Annotated in this window: 12 protein-coding genes; 6 read left to right on the top strand and 6 right to left on the bottom strand. The window is 65.4% G+C overall.

Translation table 11 applies throughout. From position 1 onward, the window contains the following. Positions 1-321: 321 nt before the first annotated feature. Genes HWX00_RS23785 through HWX00_RS23770 form a run of 4 tightly spaced genes read left to right on the top strand, consistent with a single transcriptional unit; the run spans position 322 to position 2613 of the window. The gene (locus tag HWX00_RS23785) at positions 322-981 is read left to right on the top strand and encodes a PAAR domain-containing protein (protein ID WP_175027853.1); all 660 of its coding nucleotides are present in this window, start codon (positions 322-324) and stop codon (positions 979-981) included. A gap of 10 nt (positions 982-991) precedes the next feature. After that, positions 992-1537 (top strand): PAAR domain-containing protein, encoded by a 546-nt coding sequence (locus HWX00_RS23780; RefSeq protein WP_034188162.1) that lies wholly within the window; start codon positions 992-994, stop codon positions 1535-1537. A gap of 4 nt (positions 1538-1541) precedes the next feature. Beyond that, a complete protein-coding gene (locus HWX00_RS23775; RefSeq protein WP_226194225.1) occupies positions 1542-2210 on the top strand; it encodes a M35 family metalloendopeptidase in 669 nt (222 codons plus the stop codon). Beyond that, entirely contained in the window at positions 2203-2613 is a 411-nt protein-coding gene (locus HWX00_RS23770) for an OmpA family protein (protein WP_034188248.1), read from the top strand. Before HWX00_RS23775 ends, HWX00_RS23770 begins: the two co-directional genes overlap by 8 nt. A 235-nt stretch (positions 2614-2848) precedes the next feature. Here HWX00_RS23770 and HWX00_RS23765 read toward each other — a convergent pair whose 3' ends face one another. The 4 genes from HWX00_RS23765 to hemE form a co-directional block, all read right to left on the bottom strand. Further along, a complete protein-coding gene (locus tag HWX00_RS23765; protein ID WP_034188163.1) occupies positions 2849-3988 on the bottom strand; it encodes a branched-chain amino acid ABC transporter substrate-binding protein in 1140 nt (379 codons plus the stop codon). A gap of 83 nt (positions 3989-4071) precedes the next feature. Continuing rightward, positions 4072-8004, bottom strand: a complete 3933-nt coding sequence (gene putA, locus HWX00_RS23760; RefSeq protein WP_175027854.1) for a trifunctional transcriptional regulator/proline dehydrogenase/L-glutamate gamma-semialdehyde dehydrogenase — start codon at positions 8002-8004, stop codon at positions 4072-4074. A gap of 356 nt (positions 8005-8360) precedes the next feature. Then, positions 8361-10622 carry a primosomal protein N' gene (locus tag HWX00_RS23755; RefSeq protein WP_124608620.1) on the bottom strand — a complete coding sequence of 754 codons (2262 nt, stop codon included), beginning with the start codon at positions 10620-10622 and terminating at the stop codon, positions 8361-8363. A 452-nt stretch (positions 10623-11074) separates the two neighbouring features. Beyond that, positions 11075-12169: a uroporphyrinogen decarboxylase gene (gene hemE, locus HWX00_RS23750; RefSeq protein WP_034188166.1), complete on the bottom strand. Its 1095-nt coding sequence runs from the start codon at positions 12167-12169 to the stop codon at positions 11075-11077. Between the two features lie 144 nt (positions 12170-12313). Between hemE and HWX00_RS23745 the strand changes: the two genes are divergently transcribed. Both HWX00_RS23745 and HWX00_RS23740 read left to right on the top strand, forming a co-directional pair. Then, the gene (locus HWX00_RS23745; RefSeq protein WP_175027855.1) at positions 12314-13111 is read left to right on the top strand and encodes a transporter substrate-binding domain-containing protein; all 798 of its coding nucleotides are present in this window, start codon (positions 12314-12316) and stop codon (positions 13109-13111) included. A 279-nt stretch (positions 13112-13390) separates the two neighbouring features. Then, positions 13391-13546, top strand: coding sequence for a hypothetical protein (locus HWX00_RS23740; RefSeq protein ID WP_167361860.1), 156 nt, complete (start codon positions 13391-13393; stop codon positions 13544-13546). Positions 13547-13843: 297 nt separating this feature from the next. On the opposite strand, the gene HWX00_RS23735 is transcribed toward HWX00_RS23740, so the two are convergent. Both HWX00_RS23735 and HWX00_RS23730 read right to left on the bottom strand, forming a co-directional pair. Then, positions 13844-15571, bottom strand: a complete 1728-nt coding sequence (locus HWX00_RS23735; protein ID WP_175027856.1) for an AMP-binding protein — start codon at positions 15569-15571, stop codon at positions 13844-13846. Positions 15572-15830: 259 nt separating this feature from the next. Next, the gene (locus HWX00_RS23730; protein ID WP_006477288.1) at positions 15831-16256 is read right to left on the bottom strand and encodes a F0F1 ATP synthase subunit epsilon; all 426 of its coding nucleotides are present in this window, start codon (positions 16254-16256) and stop codon (positions 15831-15833) included. Positions 16257-16289: the final 33 nt, after the last annotated feature.

Below are 16289 nucleotides of genomic sequence, written 5' to 3'. Positions count from 1 at the left end.
TCCTATTCCACTTGCCGACAGCTTTCATCCAGGTCGGAAGCGGCGCCATTCCCCCGTCCACGGCATCCGTTGGTTACGGTCTGCGTTTTCCGAATCCCTCCGGCATCCGGTGATCGAAGCGTGCTTCACGCGCTGCAAGAAAGCACCCAACCGCGCCATCGCATCGGCTCATTTCAGCATGCGTGGTCGATCCAAAGGATGATATGAAACGAGTAATAAAACTTTAGGATAACAAATCATACTCGTCCGATTGATCAATGGTTCTTGTCTGAAATAGCGTCTCTAAGCCGGTCATTCCATTTACCGAGACAGGGACGCACGATGAAAAACGAACACAAAGCACCGACCCATCTTTTTGCCACCGTTGGCTCACTCACCGAACGTGGCGGACGCGTCACGACTGCAACCAGCGGCCTGACCCTGGCTGGGCTGGAGGTAGCCCGCGTCGGAGACGTGGTGACCTACGACGACGGTAGCGAGGCCGTGATCATCGATGGGGCGGGAAACAACCATAGCGAGGGCAAGCCCTTCGCGTTGGTCGGCAGCCGATTGAGCAACGGCGATCGCATTACCGAAACGCTGCGCACCTCATTGGGCATTCACGTACGCGAGCGGCAAAGCGTTGCTGGACTGTTCGATCCGACCTACGTGCCGCCGCCCGCAGCGCCCGCCTACAGACTGGCCGTACGTGGTGCGACGACAGCGCACGGCGGTGCGTTGCGCGAGCCGTCCGGTACATGGGAAGTAGCACCGCACTTAGGCAACGCGGCCGTGGTGGGCGACCTGGTCCACTATCCGGACGGCTCAACCGCGTGCGTGATCAGCGGTCTGGGTTTGGCCGACAGGTCCGACTTCGCACCACTCGCCTTCGTCGGCAGTGAACTCGATAACGGCGACACGATCACTGACAGCCCAGAGCGGCGAAGCGCCGCGTCGTCCATTGTATTTAGCGTCGTTACCCAAACGCCCCTGTCCCACTGAGGCGGCTCCTGTGATCCGCTACTTTCTTGCCAAAGGCGACCACGCCGGTGATGCGGTCATTATCGAAGGTCTCGACACCGTGACCTGTTCCGATCCACCACCGCGCGTTCATATCGCCACACTCGATATGAAGACCTACTGTTCGGCCTGCAAGCGTGAAGGGCACATCGCACCGCAAGGGCCGCGCTGGCCTGGTACCGGCCCGAACGGCAAACAATGGGCATTGAGCGGAGACATCAATGTCTGCGAATGCCATCCGCCGCCGGTCTTTTACGCTGAGCGCGGCATGCGGATGATTTTCACTGCGGGCGAGATAGCGACGCTGGATAGGCCTAAACCTGGTGCAGCCGATCGGTCATTTGCTCGATCGAGCGTCATGCACGACGAGCAATTCATCTTGCTCGATGGCAGCCGTCGGCCGCTCGCAAACGTCCGCTATCGAGTGGTGACCGACACCGGGCAGATCTTCACGGGCACCACCGATTCGGACGGGCAAACACGTCGAATCGTTACCGACGCTGCGGCGTTCCTGAAAATCTATACAGCGGGCCATTGAGACAATGAAAAATTTTGCTGCACATGACGATGAGGAATGGTTCCTCGTACACTCGGGCACCGCCACCAATACCAACCCCGGATCGATGGTGGAAGTAACAATCAACACCGAGAAAATATGCCCGAACATGACCAACAAGGAATTTCGAGAAATGGTCTTGAGCATACGGGATCGAGCCGTTTCTCTCGTCGACAAAAGAATCACGGATTTGCAACGCTGGTCCAGCACCGACAAGGCACGCGTACTACAATGGTTTGGCAGAACAGACGAAGGCACGCGCAGGATACTACTAACAGGGCTGACTGCAATCACCGAAGTACTCAAATCGCTTACGGGCCACAACTTTACGCGATGGGATAGCGAGCGATTCAAGCATATCGGATGCGTTCCAAATCCAAATCAGTCAGGCGTCGCCGCATCAGTGTGCTCACCGGATACCGCAACCCATACAATCGCAATACACGTCGACTTTTGCACGATGCGTGACTTCTCATGGGAAAAGGATTCGATGATCTCCACCCTGATTCATGAGGAAAGTCATTTTGACGATACAATGGGAACCAGAGATCACAGATACTTTATGGAAGAGTGCTTGACATTCGGAGCCGAAAATCCGAATCAAGCAATCAACAATGCCGACAGTATTGCAGGATATATTATATATAATGCCTAAACTTATTCTCGGCCTATGCCTCTTCATTTCCAGCCCATCATTTGCGTGCATCGCCAGCGAAAATTTCGACATCTACTTCTCGCCAAATAGCTCACATATATCCAATTCAGAAATCATCCGCATTACAAAATGGGCAATCGATAAAAAAATCGATTACGCCAATCACTTCACCAAAGAAACAACACTGATTAGCGGCCATGCTGAAGAAGGGGAGCAAAGAGCACTGTCCCTTGCACAGTCCCGAATGCAAACCGCGTATGCGCTGCTGGAGCAGCTAGGTTTTCTACGCGGCATCATCAAGACGAGCGTCCACGTCTATTCGCACGGCGACGTGGACAATGGAAGGCGTGTGGAAATCTCCTTCCTGCCTGATTGCCCTAACAAGTGCTGCGACGGCAAGTAACCTAATACTGCCGTCAGTCACTTCGACGAGTCGTTGACCTGCACTGGTGGCACGCCTGGCGGAACCTATCGACCGCGCATGATCCTGCAACGCATCGCCACACCATCGTCGGCAGGATTCATATGCACTACCCGGCCGTGCACCGACAAAGAAAAAGCCACCGGCCCCAAACGATCCGATGGCTTTCGCATGTTCAACGGGGCGACGACGTCGCCGCCCGCGACTCACAGGCTGCTTACTTGCCGCCGATGCTCTTCAGCGGCTTCCACTCGCCCTTCTCGACCTTGTACATCGTGATGCCGCCGTTCTTCAGGTCGCCCTTCGCGTCATACGCGACGTGCGTCGACGTCACGCCGGCCATGTCGGTCTTCGCGAGCACCGGCAGGTATTTCGCCGGATCGGTCGAATCGGCCTTCTTCATCGCGTTCAGCATCGCCATCGCGCCGTCGTACGCGTACGGCGAGTACGTCTGCACTTCTTCGCCGAAACGCTTCTTGTACTTGTCCGCGTAGGTCTTGCCGCCCGGCATCTCTTCCAGCGGGAGGCCGGCCAGCGAAGCGATCGTGCCGTCGGCCGCGTTGCCCGCGATCTTCAGGAACGTCGGCGTCTTCACCATTTCGCCGCTCATCAGCGGTGCGGTGAAGCCCAGCGCCTTCATCTGCTTGACCATCGGCGCTGCCTGCGAATCCGCGCCGCCGTAGTAGACCATGTCCGGCTTCGCAGCCTTCAGCTTGGTCAGGATCGCCTTGAAGTCGACCGCCTTGTCGTTCGTGAATTCACGGTCGACGATCGTCGCGCCGCCGGCCTTCGCCGCCTTCTCGAACTGGTCGGCGAGACCCTGGCCGTAGGCCGTGCGGTCGTCGACGATCGCGATCTTCTTCATGCCGAGATCCTTCGCCGCGAACGTGCCGGCCACCGAGCCCTGCTGCGTGTCGGACGTCATCATGCGGAAGGTCGTCTTGTAGCCCTGCTGCGTGTATTCCGGCGCCGTCGCCATCGCGATTTCCGGAATGCCTGCATTCGCGTAGATGCGCGAGGCTGGAATCGTCGTGCCCGAGTTGAAGTGGCCGAGCATGCCCTTGATGCCGTCGTCGACGAGCTTCTGTGCAACCGTCGTGCCCGTGCGCGGGTCAGCCTGGTCGTCCTGCGTGCTCAGCACGAACTTCACCGGCTTGCCGCCGATCTTCGGGTTCGTCGCGTTGAAGTCTTCCAGCGCGAGCACGATCCCGTTCTGCATGTCCTTGCCGTAGTGCGCCTGCGCGCCCGTCATCGGCCCTGCGTAACCGATCTTCACGTCATCCGCATGGGCCGTCCCCGCCAGCGACATGACGGCGACGAACGTCGCGCCTGCCACCTTTTTCATCGTGTGTTGCATAGCATCTCCTTGGTACCAGGGTAAATGAAGCGGCTTCGGGATCGCCTTGCCGCTTCTTTGTTTGATCCGAACGGCAAGGATGATCAGCCGATCGTCATCAAATTCGCATTGCCGCCCGCCGCGGCCGTATTCACACTCACCGAGCGTTCCGTCAGGAGCCGCTCGAGCGCGTAGTCTTCCGCATCGCCGTTCTCGAACGCGCCCACCGACACGCCCTGCACCGATACGATCGGGCCCGGGCGCTGCGCGACGTCCTTCACGAGCGTCTGCAGTTCGTCGCTGTCGCCTTCGAACAGCACCGCATCGAACGACGCGTCGGCCTGCTTGCGCACGCTCGCATGCGCCTTCAGCGATGCCGGCAGCGCGGCGACCAGCGCCTCGCCGGCCGCGCCCGCGAACAATGCGCGGTTGCCGGTGGCCAGCACCGCCGCGAACTGCGCGCGCGCGCCGCTCGGGGTGGCCGCGACACACAGCACCGTGCCGCGCGGGCCGAGTGTATACGTGTTTCGCTCGCCCGTCGGCCCGGTCAGCACGGCGGTCGCGCCGGCCGGCACCTGTGCCAGATAGCCGTCGCAACGCGCGGCCAGTGCCGGCTCGCGTTGCTCGATCAGCCAGTCGCGCAGCGTCGTGAGCGCCGCCGCCGGGTTGCCGCGCGCATCGCCTTCGACCGCGCCGTCCGCGATCAGCGTCTGCGCGAGCGAGCGCGGCAGGCCCGACGGACGCGTCGCGAGCAGGCGCTGCAGGTACAGCGCGCCGCCGGCCTTCGGGCCCGTGCCCGACAGCCCTTCGCCGCCGAACGGCTGCACGCCGACCACCGCACCGATCACGTTGCGGTTCACGTAGATGTTGCCCACGTGCGCATTCGAGATCACGTGCGCGATCGTCTCGTCGATCCGCGTGTGGATCCCGAGCGTCAGCCCGTAACCGGTCGCGCGGATCTGCTCGAGCAGCTTGTCGAGCTGGCTGCGGCGGTAGCGCACCACGTGCAGCACGGGGCCGAACACTTCGCGCTTGAGCTCGTCGATGCTGCCGATCTCGATCAGCGTCGGCGGCACGAACGTGCCGTGCGCGCAGGCCTCGGGCGTCGGCAGTTGCGTGACCGCATGGCCCTTGTCCTTCATCGTCGCGACGTGCGCGTCGATCGTCTGCTTCGCTTCACCGTCGATCACCGGGCCGACGTCCGTCGACAGCCGGTCGGGGTTGCCGAGCGCCAGCTCGTGCATCGCGCCCTTGAGCATCGTCAGCGTGCGGTCCGCGACGTCGTCCTGCAGACACAGAACGCGCAGCGCCGAGCACCGTTGACCGGCCGAGTCGAACGACGACTGCATCACGTCCGCGACGACCTGCTCCGCGAGCGCCGACGAGTCGACGATCATCGCATTCTGGCCGCCCGTTTCCGCGATCAGCGGAATCGGCTTGCCCTCCGGGTCGAGGCGCGCGGACAGCGTCTTGTTGATCAGGCGCGCGACTTCGGTCGAGCCCGTGAACATCACCGCACGCGTACGCGGATCGGCGACCAGCGCCGCGCCGACGGTCTCGCCGGTGCCCGGCAGCAGCTGTACCGCGCCGGCCGGCACGCCGGCCTCGCGCAGCAGGCGCACGGCCTGCGCGGCGATCAGCGGCGTCTGTTCGGCCGGCTTCGCGAGCACCGTGTTGCCGGCGGCGAGCGCCGCGGCGACCTGACCCATGAAGATCGCGAGCGGGAAGTTCCACGGGCTGATGCAGACCACGGGGCCGAGCGGGCGATGCGTGTCGTTCGAGAACTCGTCGCGGATCTGCGCCGCGTAGTAGCGCAGGAAGTCGACCGCTTCGCGAATCTCGGCGATCGCGTTCGGCAGCGACTTGCCGGCTTCGCGCACGATCAGGCCCATCAGCGTGTGCATCTGCGCTTCGAGCAGGTCGGCTGCGCGCGCCAGGCAGTCGGCGCGGGCGTCGACCGGCGTCGCCTGCCAGATCGGCGCGGCGGCTACCGCGTGCGCGAGCGCCGCGCTCACGTGTTCGGCCGTCGCCTCGCTGACCGTGCCGACCAGGTCGCGCTGGTCGGCCGGGTTGCGCACGTCGCGTGCCGGTGCGTCGGCGAGCGCGTCGTCGGCGAGCATCGGCGCCGCGCGCCACGGATGATGCGCGCTCGCGAGCAGCGCGGACGACAGCGAGGCGAGCCGGTGTTCGTTCGACAAATCGAGGCCCATCGAATTGGGGCGCTCGTCGCCGTACAGGTTGCGCGGCAGCGGGATCTTCGCGTGCGGCGCGCCGAGCGGCACGACTTTCGACGCTTCGTCGACCGGATCGGCGACCAGTTCCTTCACCGACACGGTCTTGTCCGCGATACGGTTCACGAACGACGTGTTCGCGCCGTTCTCGAGCAGGCGGCGCACGAGGTACGCGAGCAGCGTCTCGTGCGTGCCGACCGGTGCGTACACGCGGCACGGACGGTTCAGCTTGTCGCGGCCCGTGACCTCCTCGTACAGCGGCTCGCCCATCCCGTGCAGGCACTGGAATTCGTACTGGCCCGGGTAGTAGTTCTGGCCCGCGAGCTGGTAGATCGCGGCCAGCGTGTACGCGTTGTGCGTCGCGAACTGCGGGTAGACGGCGTCGGGCGCCGCGAGCAGCTTCTTCGCGCACGCGAGGTACGACACGTCGGTGTAGATCTTGCGCGTATAGACCGGATAGCCTTCGAGGCCGTCGACCTGCGCACGCTTGATCTCGGTATCCCAGTACGCGCCCTTCACGAGGCGGATCATCAGGCGGTGACGGCTGCGGCGCGCGAGATCGATCAGGTAGTCGATCACGAACGGGCAGCGCTTCTGGTAGCCCTGCACCACGAAGCCGATGCCGTTCCAGCCTGCGAGATCCGGATCGAAGCACAGCGCCTCGAGCAGGTCGAGCGACAGCTCGAGGCGGTCGGCCTCTTCAGCGTCGATGTTCAGGCCGATGTCGTAGCGGCGCGCGAGCAGCGCGAGTGCGCGCACGCGCGGCAGCAGCTCGCTCATCGTGCGGTCCTGCTGCGAGCGCGAGTAGCGCGCGTGCAGCGCCGACAGCTTGATCGAGATGCCCGGGCCTTCGTAGATGCCGCGGCCGCCGGCCGCCTTGCCGATCGCGTGGATCGCCTGTTCGTACGACGCGTAGTAGCGCTGCGCGTCCTCTTCGGTCGTCGCCGCTTCGCCGAGCATGTCGTACGAGTAGCGGAAGCCGCGCGCTTCGTACTTGCGGCTGTTCGCGAGCGCTTCGGAAATCGTCTCGCCGGTGACGAACTGTTCGCCCATCAGGCGCATCGCCATGTCGACGCCCTTGCGGATCAGCGGCTCGCCGCCGCGGCCGATCAGGCGCGTGAGCGCCGACGACAGGCCCGCTTCGCTGTTGGTCGTCACGAGCTTGCCGGTGATCATCAGCCCCCAGGTCGCCGCGTTCACGAACAGCGACGGCGCGTGGCCGACGTGCGAGCGCCAGTCGCCCTTGCTGATCTTGTCGCGAATCAGCGCATCGCGCGTCGCGCGATCGGGAATGCGCAACAGCGCCTCGGCGAGGCACATCAGCGCGACGCCTTCCTGGCTCGACAGCGAGAACTCGTGGATCAGCCCTTCGACGCCACCGCCCGAGCTTTTCTCGCGCAGCGCCTCGACGAGCTTCGTCGCGAGCGCCTGCACGTCCGCCTGCAGGTTCGCCGGCAGGCGCGCCTGACCGAGCAGGAACGGCACGCATTCCGGCTCCGGGCGGCGGTACGCGGCCGTGATCGCCGCGCGCAGCACCGATTGCGGCTGAACGTTCTGCGCGAACTCGAGGAACGGATGCGGCGAGTTGTCGTCGTCGCCGTCCGCCGCCTGACCGTCGGCGAGCTCCGTCACGCCGCTGTGGCCCGACAGTTCGGGCGGCAACTGGCCGTGCTCGATCCGCTCGAGATACGCGAAGATCGCCTGCTTGATCAGCCAGTGGGGAGTGCGCTCGAGGCGCGCGGCGGCGTCCTTGAGGCGCGAGCGGAGAAGGTCGTCGACTTTGACGCCGAGAGTCGTGCTTGCCATGGTGGGTTCGTGCGCCGGTGCGAGCCCGGCGATGTGGTGTAAGAGGATGCGCGAAATCCTACGGCACGCAATAAAAAGGTGCAACCAAATTACCGAACAGGTTGCACCCACAAGTTAGTCAATATAATCAGCCACTTATGTGGTTGCAACCTAGGGGTTGCCCGTGGTCGGCGGATCGGTGTTTTCCCTGATCGGGCCGGCTGATCGCGCGTGTGCAACCGTCGACGCGCGTGGAAGCGGCCGAAAACGGGTTGCACTGGGTGGGAGAAACGATGCGACGCCCGGTTCGGACGCGCGACGAGAGGCAGGCGGGTGACGCCCGGCGGGCCGGGCTTCTTCATACGGCAGCGCGCCGCTCAGATATCCAGCGGGTCGACTTCGACGCTCCACCGCAGCACGCCCTTCAGCGCCCGCAGTGCCGGCTGCCATGCACGCAGCGCATGCTGCAGCGCCGCCCGCGATGCGCTTTCGAGCAGCAACTGCGCGCGATGGACGTTCGCGACCTTGACGATCGTCATCGGCACCGCGTCGTACACGGTCACGCGATCGGCGCCCGGCAGCCCCGGCAATGCGGCCGCGGCCTGAAGCAGGAACGCGAGCGCCGCGTCGAGCGTGCGCCCTTCGGCGCGCAGCAGCGCCTGGTAGACGAACGGCGGCAGGTGCGCGTCGCGGCGCTCGCCGAGCGTCGAATTCGCGAAGCCGACGTAATCCTGCCGCCCGAGCGCGTGATACAGCGCATGACGCGGGTAACGCGTCTGCACCATCACCTCGCCCGGCAGCCCGGCCCGCCCCGCGCGGCCGCTCACCTGCATCAACTGCGCGAACAGCCGTTCGCTCGCCCGGAAATCGTGCGAAAACAGCGCGGTGTCGGCATTGAGCACGCCGACGAGCGACACGCGCTGAAAGTCGTGCCCCTTCGCAATCATCTGCGTGCCGACCAGGATGTCGACCTCGCCCGCATGCACGTCGGAGAACAGCGCCTGCGCGCTGCCCTTGCGGCGCGTGCTGTCCGCGTCGATCCGCAGCACCCGCGCGCCCGGCACGGCCTCGGCGAGCGCCTCCTCGATACGCTGCGTGCCGCGCCCGAGCGGCGCGATGTCGACGTTCCCGCACTCGGGACACGACCGCGGAATGCGCGCCTCCCAGCCGCAGTGATGGCAGCGCAGCGCATGCTCGGGCTTGTGCAGGACGACGTACGCGCTGCAGCGCGGACAACCGGCGACCCAGCCGCATGCGTCGCACGCGAGCTGCGGCGCGTAACCGCGCCGGTTCAGGAACACGAGGCTCTGCTCGCCGCGTTCGAGCCGCGCCTTCAGCGCCGCGACGAGCGGCCCCGACAGCCCGCCCATCGACGCGCGGCCGCGCCGCCGCTCCTCTTCGAGATCGATCAGCCGCACGGTCGGCAGCGTCGCGTCGGCCACCGCGCGGCGCGACAGCGTGAGCTTCGTATAGCGCCCCTGCTCGGCCTGCCACCAGCTTTCGAGCGACGGCGTGGCCGAGCCGAGCACGACCGTGATGCCGAGCTGCTTGGCGCGCCACACGGCGAGATCGCGCGCCGAATAGCGCAGCCCTTCCTGCTGCTTGTACGCCGGCTCGTGCTCCTCGTCGACGACGATCAGCGCGAGCGTCGGCATCGACGCCAGCACCGCCAGGCGCGTGCCGAGCACGATCCGCGCGCGGCCCGTGTGGGCGGCCAGCCAGTTGCGCGCCCGCTCGCCCTCGGCGAGCCCGCTGTGCAGCGTGACGATCGCGTCGTCGGCGAGCGCCCCCGCGAAGCGCGCGCGAAATGCGGCCTCGAACTGCGGCGTCAGGTTGATTTCGGGCACGAGCACGAGCGCCTGCGCGTCCGGCCGTGCATCGAGCAGCGACGCGAGCGCATGCAGATAGACCTCGGTCTTGCCGCTGCCCGTCACGCCGTGCAGCAGGAACGGCGCGAAGCCCGCTGCCGCGCGGATCGCGTCGAGCGCCTCGGCCTGCTGGTCGGTCAGTGCCGGCGGCACGGTTCGTCCACCGGTTGTCGACAGGTTATCCACAGCTTTGGGCACAGGCGCATCGGCCCAGCCGATCTCCTCCACGTCGACCCAGCCGCGCGCGGCCCAGTCGTCGAGCGTCGCGGCCGCCTTCGGATGCAGCGCCCGCGCGTCGGGCAGCGTCAACGAACCGGTATCGACGAGCGCCTGTGCAAGCCGCCGCAGCGCGGCGCCGCGCGCGGGCAATGCATCGGGCAACGCCGCGCGGCCGGCTTCGGTCGGCTGGTAGCGCACTTCGGGCGCGAGCAGCCGCCCCCAGCGCCCGGCGTCGCGCAGCGCCTGCGGCAGCGCCGGCAGCGCAACCTCGCCGCGCCCGCGCTGATAGTAGTCGGCGGCGAACGACACCAGGGCGAGCCAGTCCGCCGACAGCGGGGGCAGGTCGGCGCAGATCGCGTCGACCGCGCGCAGCCGTGACGGCGGCACATCGGTGTGAGTCGTCACTTCGCAAACGAGCCCGACGGCCTGCCGCTTGCCGAACGGCACCTGCACGAGCGTGCCGGGCACGGGTGCCGGCTGCGCGTCGCAGCGGTAGTCGAACAGGGTCGCGAGCGGATGGTCGAGCGCGACGCGCAGGTAGGTGCCGCTCATTGCGGCGCCCCACCGGCAGCGGCACGCGAAGGACAGGCGGCTTGCATCCGCGTCCGCATCGCGGCAGCGAACTTAAAGTAAAACTTCAGATTCCGCGCTAAGTTTTGGATTCGCATTAGGAATCGCCGTATACCCTGCCCAGTCCTGTGGATAACTTTGTTGAGAACTCGCCCCCGAATGGCCGCAACGCGCGCGGGGCCGTGCTTTCCGCTGTTTTTCGCCGCGCGGGGCGCCGCCCCGCGGAGCCTTATTCCATAAGGCTGCTATTCAAATTACCGAACAATAGCGAGACAAATTGACCGATACAGGGCTCTACCGCGCTGCAACGTGGAAAATGTGTATAAGTCAAGTCTTGACAAGCACCGGATCGGCAGCGGGAGCGGGGTTGCGCCCTGTTTAGTCCCGACAGCGAAACGCTGTCATCCCGCAGTGCAGCATGACAACGCTTGCGTTCAGCCAGCGGCTCGGCTACGGATCGCGCGGCTGTGGTTGTGTACTTCGTCGACGAGTTCGGCGACGTGATCGGGCGACGTGAATTGCGAGATGCCGTGGCCGAGGTTGAACACATGGCCCGGATGGTTGCCGTAGCTGTCGAGCACCGCGCGCGCCTGTTCGCGCACCGCGGCCGGCGGCGCAAACAGGATCGTCGGATCGAGGTTGCCCTGCAGCGCGACACGCCCCGCGACGCGCTCGCGCGCGGCGCCGAGGTTGACCGTCCAGTCGAGCCCGACCGCATCGACGCCGGTCGCCGCGATCTCCTCGAGCCACAGCCCGCCGCCCTTCGTGAACGTGATCACCGGCACGCGCTCGCCGTCGTGCTCGCGCTTGAGCTGGCTCACCACGCGGCGGATGTAGTCGAGCGAGAAGCGCTGGTATGCGCCGTCGGCCAGCGCGCCGCCCCACGTATCGAAGATCATCACGGCCTGCGCGCCCGCTTCGATCTGCGCGTTCAGGTACGCGGCCACCGCCTGCGCATTCACGTCGAGGATCCGGTGCATCAGGTCGGGGCGCGAATACGCCATCGACTTCACCGTGCGGAAATCGTCCGACCCGCCGCCTTCGACCATGTAGCACGCGAGCGTCCACGGGCTGCCCGAGAAGCCGATCAGCGGCACGCGCTGGCGGCCCTGGCCGTCGGTGAGCGCGCGGCGGATCTCGCGCACGGCGCCCGTCACATAACCGAGCGTCTCCTCGATGTCCGGCACCGCGAGCTTCGCGACGTCGGCCTCGGTGCGCACCGGATGCGCGAACTTCGGCCCTTCGCCGACCTGGAAGTCGAGACCGAGCCCCATCGCGTCGGGAATCGTCAGGATGTCCGAGAACAGGATCGCGGCGTCGAGCGGGAAACGCTCGAGCGGCTGCAGCGTCACCTCGGTCGCGTAGTCGGGATTCTTCGCGAGGCCGAGGAAGCTGCCGGCGCGCGCACGCGTCGCATTGTATTCGGGCAGGTAGCGGCCGGCCTGGCGCATCAGCCAGATCGGCGTGTAGTCGGTCGGCTCGCGCAGAAGCGCACGCAGGAAGGTGTCGTTGAGCAGGTTATGGGCCACGGTAGGAGCGACGATGCGAAGGCAAAGCGGCATTTTACCGGACAGCCGCCCTCACGCTGCGCATGCCGACGCGATGGCGGCCATATGACGCGCGCGATGGCTCCGTTATGATCGGACGCTCATATCGAATGAAGGAGGAGACCGATGAAGACATTCGCCACGCTCGCCGCGGCCGCGCTGCTCTGCTGCGCCGCCGCGCACGCGCAGACCACCACCGGCACCACCGCCGCGCCCGGTGCCGGTGCGCGGCTCGACGACGTGCTCGCGCGCGGCACGCTGCGTGTGTGCACGACGGGCGACTACAAGCCGTATTCGTACTACCGCGCGGACGGCCGTTTCGAGGGCATCGACATCGACATGGCCGAATCGCTCGCGAAATCGCTCGGCGTGAAGACCGACTTCGTGAAGACGAGCTGGCCGAACCTGACCGCCGATTTCGTCGCGAAATGCGACATCGCGGTGGGCGGTGTGTCGACGACGCTCGAGCGCCAGAAGCGCGTGTTCTTCACGCAGCCGTACGTCGTCGACGGCAAGACGCCGATCGTGCGCTGCGCGGACGCCGACAAGTACCAGACCGTCGCGCAGATCGACCGGCCCGAGACGCGTGTGATCGTGAATCCGGGCGGTACCAACGAGCGGTTCGCGAAACAGTTCTTCACACATGCGAACCTGACCGTCTATCCGGACAACGTGACGATCTTCAAGCAGATCCTCGCGGGCAAGGCCGACGTGATGGTGACGGATGCGTCCGAGACGCAGTTGCAGCAAAAGCTGAATCCGGGGCTGTGCTCGGTGCATCCGGACAAGCCGTTCCAGTTCGGCGAGAAGGCGTACATGGTGCCGCGCGGCGACGTCGTGTTCCAGCAATACGTCGACCAGTGGCTGCATCTCGCGCTGTCGACCGGCGAATACCAGGCGATTTCGGACAAGTGGCTGAAGTAAGAAGCCCGTCCGCGGCGGCCGATAACGGGCATCGACCCCGTGGCCGCCGCCGGCCGAATGCGCGGCATGGCGGCGGCGAACCTGCCGCCGTTACACATTGCCCTCGCGTCGCCCGACCCGACAATCGGCGCGAAACCACCCGAATCGGCCGATCGGCCGACTTCCGCGCATTCCGATCACGTTTCAAAATCTTTCTGACGAATGAATCGTCATCCGCGGTATCGATCATGCCGCGCACTTTCTGACGTGAAAATCGGCCATTCATCGCGCCCGATACGCATGAAAAACGCATCGTGCGCATCGGCTGAAAACGCAGCGGAAAATATGGGTAAAAATGACCTTTTTCAGGACCCCGAAAACAGCAAAAAATCCCGGGAAGCCTTATCTGGCGGGCGTTACAACCTGAAACACTTTGTTACCGCGACGGGTCATTAATTCGCCCACAATGGCCTCAACGGTTTCAACACGGATGCGGTCTCGTGTGCCAAGTGTGAGCGGACGCGAAGCGCTGCGAGCCAGTCGGTCACGTACCGAAGCCCTTCCGAGGGGCATCCCTGTTGGAGTCGTTTCCGGCCCCCCGCCGGATTCGGTTTCATCTTTGGTCTCCTCGCGCTAACCCCGTAGCGTGTGGTTTTTAGCGGGCTAATAAGCCCGCTTTTTTTCGTCCATCGCAAACGTAACGGCCCGCAGGCCGCCACGTCTTTTCCCGCATTTTTCCCGCGCCGTCCCGCATCAAGCGGTCTTCTGCACGTCGAGCTTCAGCTCCTCGATCATCCGGTCGCGCATCACGAACTTCTGCACCTTGCCCGTCACCGTCATCGGCAGCTCGTCGACGAAGCGGATGTAGCGCGGAATCTTGTAGTGCGCGATCTGCCCGCTGCAGAACGCACGCACGTCGTCCTCCGTCATCTGCTCGTCCGCGCGCAGCACGATCCACGCGCACAGCTCCTCGCCGTACTTCGCATCCGGCACGCCGAACACCTGCGCGCTCTGGATCTTCGGATGCCGAAACAGGAACTCCTCGATCTCGCGCGGATAGACGTTCTCGCCGCCGCGAATCACCATGTCCTTCAGGCGGCCGACGATATTGCAGTAGCCGTCCGCATCGAGCGTCGCGAGGTCGCCCGTGTGCATCCAGCCGTCGACCAGCACCTCGCGCGTCTTCGCGTCGTCGTCCCAGTAGCCGAGCATCACCGAATAGCCCTTCGTGCAGAGCTCGCCCGTCGCGCCGACCGGCACGATGTCGCCGCTCGCATCGACGATCTTCACTTCCAGGTGCGGCTGGATGCGGCCGACCGTCGTCGTGCGCTTCTCGAGCGGATCGTCGGTCGAACTCTGGAACGATACGGGGCTCGTCTCCGTCATCCCGTACGCGATCGTGATCTCCGACAGGTGCATCTGCGACACGACGCGCTTCATCGTCTCGATCGGGCACGGCGAGCCGGCCATGATCCCGGTGCGCAGCGTCGAAAGATCGAAGGTCGAGAACGCCGGATGATCGAGCTCGGCGATGAACATCGTCGGCACGCCGTGCAGCGCGGTGCAGCGCTCGCCGGCCACGGCCGCGAGCGTCGCAACCGGATCGAACGCCTCGCCGGGGAACACCATCGCCGCGCCCTTCGACACGCACGCAAGCACTGCCAGCACCATCCCGAAGCAGTGATAGAGCGGCACCGGGATGCATAGCGTGTCGTGCTCGGTGAAGCGCATCGCGGTCGCGATCGAGCGCCCGTTGTTGACGACGTTGCGGTGCGTGAGCGTCGCGCCCTTCGGGCTGCCGGTCGTGCCGCTCGTGAACTGGATGTTGATCGGTTCGTTGGCCGTGAGCGTCGCGCCGATTGCATCGAGCAATCCCGGATCGACGGCCTGGCGGCCGCGTGTCATCACGTCCGCGAAGCGGAACATGCCGGCCGGCGCGACGTCGCCCATCGACACGACCGTGCGCAGGCTCGGCACGCGTGCCGCGTGCAGGTCGCCCGGCGTCGTGGTCGCGAGCTCCGGCGCGATGGCCTGCAGCATCTCGACGTAGGCCGACGACTTGAAGCGCTCGGCCGTGATCACGGCCTTGCAGCCGACCTTGTTCAGCGCGTATTCGAGCTCGGCGAGCCGGTAGGCCGGATTCAGGTTGACGAGCACCGCACCGATGCGCGCGGTCGCGAACTGCGTGAGCAGCCATTCGCTGCGGTTCGGCGACCAGATGCCGACGCGGTCGCCCTTCACGATACCGAGCGCGGCCAGCCCCGCCGCGAGCACGTCGACCTCGTTCGCGAACTCGCGCCAGGTCCAGCGCACCTGCTGCTCGCGGAACACGACGGCCGGACGGTCGGGAAAGCGGCCGGCGGTGTCGCGCAGGAACCGGCCGATCGTCGCTTCGGACAGCGGCACGTCGGTCGCGCCACGCACGTACGACAAGCCGTTCTCGGGCGCGATCAGCGCGCCCACGCCAAGGTCTGCTGCCATGAATGTCTCCGTCTTTTTGGTCTGATCGGCCCGCGCGCGCCTGCCGCGCCCGCCTCCATCGCCTCCATCGCCTCGATCGCCTCGATCGCGACGGACAGCCTCACTGCGGATGATGCCGCGCTCCGCTGACGACACTCTGACATCAATTCGCGGCGGACGGATGAAATAGCACGACCGGACGGAATGATCTGGCCCGCAATCCGCAGACGAAAAAAAGCAGCCCGAAGGCTGCTTTCTTTCGCGGGATACGCGGCGCGGCTTAGTGCCGGCTGCGGATCTTCGCCAGACGCTGGATCGCTTCGAGCTGCGCCATCGCGGTCGCGAGCTCGGATTGCGCCTTCGCGAGGTCGAGATCCGACTTCGCGTTCTGCAGCGTTTCCTCGGCACGCTTGCGCGCTTCCTCGGCTTTCGCCGCGTCGAGGTCCTTGCCGCGGATCGCGGTATCGGCGAGCACCGTCACGGCGCCCGGCTGCACTTCGAGAATGCCGCCCGCGACGAACACGAATTCGTCGTTGCCGCCCTCGACTTCGATGCGCACCGCACCCGGACGAATCCGCGTGATCAGCGGCGTGTGACCCGGCAGAATGCCCAGCTCACCCGTTTCGCCCGGCAGCGCGACGAATTTCGCCTCGCCCGAGAAGATCTGCTCTTCCGCGCTGACGACGTCTACTTTGATGGTTGCCATATCGACTCCTGGTTGAGCGTATTACGTGGGCAC

This window comes from Burkholderia seminalis DSM 23518, assembly GCF_902832885.1.
Taxonomy (GTDB): Bacteria; Pseudomonadota; Gammaproteobacteria; order Burkholderiales; family Burkholderiaceae; genus Burkholderia; species Burkholderia seminalis.
This window is presented reverse-complemented; position numbering and strand designations above follow the sequence as displayed.

Coding starts and splice junctions, on each gene's coding strand:
- HWX00_RS23785 (WP_175027853.1), top strand. CDS start 322: ATGAAAAACGAACACAAAGCACCGACCCATCTTTTTGCCACCGTTGGC.
- HWX00_RS23775 (WP_226194225.1), top strand. CDS start 1,542: ATGAAAAATTTTGCTGCACATGACGATGAGGAATGGTTCCTCGTACAC.
- HWX00_RS23770 (WP_034188248.1), top strand. CDS start 2,203: ATGCCTAAACTTATTCTCGGCCTATGCCTCTTCATTTCCAGCCCATCA.
- HWX00_RS23765 (WP_034188163.1), bottom strand. CDS start 3,988: ATGCAACACACGATGAAAAAGGTGGCAGGCGCGACGTTCGTCGCCGTC.
- putA (WP_175027854.1), bottom strand. CDS start 8,004: ATGGCAAGCACGACTCTCGGCGTCAAAGTCGACGACCTTCTCCGCTCG.
- HWX00_RS23755 (WP_124608620.1), bottom strand. CDS start 10,622: ATGAGCGGCACCTACCTGCGCGTCGCGCTCGACCATCCGCTCGCGACC.
- HWX00_RS23745 (WP_175027855.1), top strand. CDS start 12,314: ATGAAGACATTCGCCACGCTCGCCGCGGCCGCGCTGCTCTGCTGCGCC.
- HWX00_RS23740 (WP_167361860.1), top strand. CDS start 13,391: ATGAAAAACGCATCGTGCGCATCGGCTGAAAACGCAGCGGAAAATATG.
- HWX00_RS23735 (WP_175027856.1), bottom strand. CDS start 15,571: ATGGCAGCAGACCTTGGCGTGGGCGCGCTGATCGCGCCCGAGAACGGC.
- HWX00_RS23730 (WP_006477288.1), bottom strand. CDS start 16,256: ATGGCAACCATCAAAGTAGACGTCGTCAGCGCGGAAGAGCAGATCTTC.